The following is a 3485-nucleotide window of genomic DNA, read 5'->3' as shown; positions in this document are numbered from 1 at the left end:
GATCGCAGCGGAAGAACAAGCATCATTAGATGCAGAAGCTGAATCAATTGCAGCAGAAGAACAAGCATCAATCGATGCTGAAAATGCTTCTATTGCCGAATCAGAATCAATCGCCGAATCAGAATCAATCGCAGCGGAAGAATCGGCGGCAGCTGAAGCAGCATATATTTCAGAATCAATTGCAGCAGAAGAAGCGGCGGCTGAAGAAGATTACTACTACTCTGAACCAGAACCTGATTACGGTTTGTCTGAGTCGAGTGAATCATCAAGTGAATCATCAAGTGAAGCAACTGATACATCTCAAGAGAGTGTTATTGAAGAAGAATCTACTTCAGATGAAACATCTGTTTCAGAATAATCAATTCAGCATGATTTAAAGTAATACAACAAGATAAAACACCTTAAAAGGGCACCCACATTCACTGATATAACCAAAAAATGGTGATATTGTACTGAATGGACGGGAATTCACCTTCTAGGGTGTTTTTTTGTAGTCTTTTAGTAGAAAAGTCGATAAAATAAAGATGATAAACTTAATGTAAATCAGACATTTTTCGAGCTGAAGAAAAGAGGCAATTATGGCAAAAGATATTGCAACTATCCAAGAGATTTTTGATTTAATTGAAACGGCAGATCCTGAATTAATTAGTCTGCGCATGCGCGAAACCATGGAGTCGGATGCTTTTGATAAGGCTTATTACTATGACGGATTTCTCGGCTACTCTTACTCAAAAACCAGTACGCTCTTACGTATTTGGACCCCAACAGCGATTGATGTTGAATTACTCTTATACAAATCTGACACGTCTGACGAATATGAAGCTGTCCAGATGGAAGAAGAACTAGAAACTGGTACCTACGCCGTTCGGTTAGAAGGTGATTACAAAAATGTTCCTTATATGTACCGGATTTTCTTCCCTAATTCAACCGTTGAAATCACCCAAGACCCGTACTCGCAAGCCGTTACCGTTAATGGCGCCCGGTCTGTCATTGTCGATTTAGATGAAGGTTACCCGGATGACTGGGAAAATGACAAACGCCCATCGTTTGCTAATGCACGTGATGCCATCATCTATGAAGCAAGTGTCCGGGACCTCACCTCCAATATCAATTCGGGTGTACCCAAGGAAAAACGCGGTAAATTTGCTGGCCTTGCGCTAAGTGGCACTAAAACAGCCAACGAATTTGCCACCGGGTTAGATTATATTGCTGATCTAGGGATTACCCACTTGCAGTTAATGCCAATGGCTGATTTTGTAACGGTAGATGAATTGTCTGATCGACCAGATAATTACAACTGGGGCTATGACCCCATGCATTACAATGTGCCAGAAGGTTCCTACTCAATGTCGCCTAGAGATCCAGTGGCCCGATTGAAAGAAATGCGGGAAATGGTCCAAGCCTTGCATGCCAAAGGACTTCGCGTCGTGATGGACGTTGTCTACAACCATGTCTATGAACATGAACGTCATCCGCTTGGTTTAACTGTTCCTTACTACTATTTCCGCTACAACAAAAATGGCGACTTATCGAATGGGTCAGGTGTAGGAAATGAGACGGATTCAACTCGTTTGATGTTCCGCCGTTACATGATTGAATCCATTACATACTGGGCTGAAGAATTCCATATTGATGGTTTCCGCTTCGATTTAATGGGCCTTCATGACATTGAAACTTTAAATTTAATCCGCGAAGCCCTAGATAAGATTGATCCATCCATTTTAATGTACGGTGAAGGGTGGGACCTGGAGACCCTTTTATCTTCTGACAAAAAGGCTATCCTTCGTAATGCTTATAAAACCCCTCGTATTTCTTACTTTAATGACCAACTCCGCGATCAAGTACGTGGATCGGACTACGGGGACGCAACGGATCCAGGTTTTATCACGGGTAAATTTATGACAGAACAAGCCGTCCTTGCATCATTCTTAGGTGGGGGTAACTTGTCAAAACGTGATGCCAACGTGACCCAAGCCCAACAACTAATCCAATATATTGAAGTGCATGATAACTATACTTTACGGGATAAAATTGCCTTGTCTCACGGCGAAGAACCAGTCAGACTGCGTAAAAGACGACAACTATTAGGGAATTCGATTATCGCCTTGTCAGCCGGTATTCCGTTCTTCCATTCTGGTCAAGAATTCTTCCGGACCAAGCATGGGGTAAGAGATTCCTATAACTCAGGTGACGAAATCAACTGCATGGACTGGGATTTAATGGCTTCAAATTATGATGCAGTTAACTACTTTAAGGGGTTATTGGCATTGCGGAAGAAATACCCATTCTTTACAGAGAAAAACCAGCAAACATTTTTTGAAAATGTAACCGTGATTAAGTCAGACTACCAAATCATAGGCGTGCATTACCACGGCCTAGGTCATGAATTAGTAGTGATTTTTAACGGCCAATTGAATGATGTAAAAGTATGGATACCAGAAGGTGGCTGGCGACCAATTGCCCGCGATAACAAAATGGTTGGCGATGACTTTGCGGATTTAATCAAAGGTAATGCGGATGTTAAGGTACCAGTTCTTTCTACCTTGATTTTAGAAAGAGTGGAATAATAGTTAATGATAGAAAAGCTCCAGTCTTGCCTTTAGAATGTGTCCTTTTCTAACATAGCTACTAATCATATAAAGGTGAACGCTATTTAAGAGATAAAGTAAGCTATACGCTTGTCTAAAATCAGTAGAATGAGGCTACTAGTTATCGTGGTGCATTTCATGATAAAAGCACCTATGATTCGATACATGACCTTAATTATCGCGAGCCTTTCTACAGTATTTCGGATTTGCATAATTAATAGTAGTTTCGAACTCAATAATCACTTATTTCACTAGTGTGCCAACTTGCTACAATTGGTAGCTATGTTGAAGCGGACTTAATAAATTAACTGCACATTCAAAAAAAGGAGAGGTCGAGACAACAGTCTCAACCCCTCCTTTTAAAATGGCCCATATTTTGTTTTGATGACATGTGAGTTATTCGATGCCTTCTAGTGAGTCTGCTTGGTATTCGTCTTCGTCATGGTGGATTCTATATGAACGAATCAGGGTGTTTAGTTTAATTAATGACTCTTCGTAAGATACCAATTGGCCGGTGATTAACATTAAGGCGTTTGATCGCTCGAATTCTTCTTGGGTGGCGGTTTGTTTAATGGCTGCGTATTCGAAGATAGAGTCCATTAAGTCTTGCCGGTACCCTTGGGTTGGTTGGAAGAAGTTCACTTCTAATGGTGAGATTCGACCGTCAAATTTCAAGAAGATTTGTTCGTGAGCTGAACATAGAGTTTCAATCCGTTCGCGGATTTGGATTCGTAGTTCTTCTGGTAATTGGAACATGACATTGGTATGGGTATGTAAGACGGATAGCAAGGCCAGCGCTTGTTCTAGTGAAACGATTAAAGCCCGGAAAACAACGAGTTTTCGTTTTAACATGGGTAGTTTTCGTTTAGACCATACATTCTCATCTTTTAGGAGTGT

Annotated in this window: 1 protein-coding gene and 2 pseudogenes; 2 read left to right on the top strand and 1 reads right to left on the bottom strand. The window is 41.1% G+C overall.

Annotation, left to right across the window (positions count from 1 at the left end):
* Together ACRCJ0_RS10765 and pulA are read left to right on the top strand one after the other, a co-directional pair.
* Positions 1-358 (top strand): annotated as a pseudogene (locus tag ACRCJ0_RS10765) (adhesin); the annotation flags it as partial.
* Between the two features lie 220 nt (positions 359-578).
* Entirely contained in the window at positions 579-2567 is a 1989-nt protein-coding gene (pulA, locus tag ACRCJ0_RS10760; RefSeq protein ID WP_431390433.1) for a type I pullulanase, read from the top strand.
* Between the two features lie 417 nt (positions 2568-2984).
* Here pulA and ACRCJ0_RS10755 read toward each other — a convergent pair.
* Positions 2985-3485, bottom strand: a pseudogene (locus tag ACRCJ0_RS10755) (FUSC family protein); the annotation flags it as partial.

Source organism: Aerococcus sp. L_32, assembly GCF_050689315.1.
Note: the sequence above shows the minus strand (reverse complement) of the source record. Positions and strands in the feature narration are given on the sequence as shown.

Excerpts from the sequence above, each read along its gene's own strand:
- pulA (WP_431390433.1), top strand. The coding sequence starts at position 579 with ATGGCAAAAGATATTGCAACTATCCAAGAGATTTTTGATTTAATTGAA.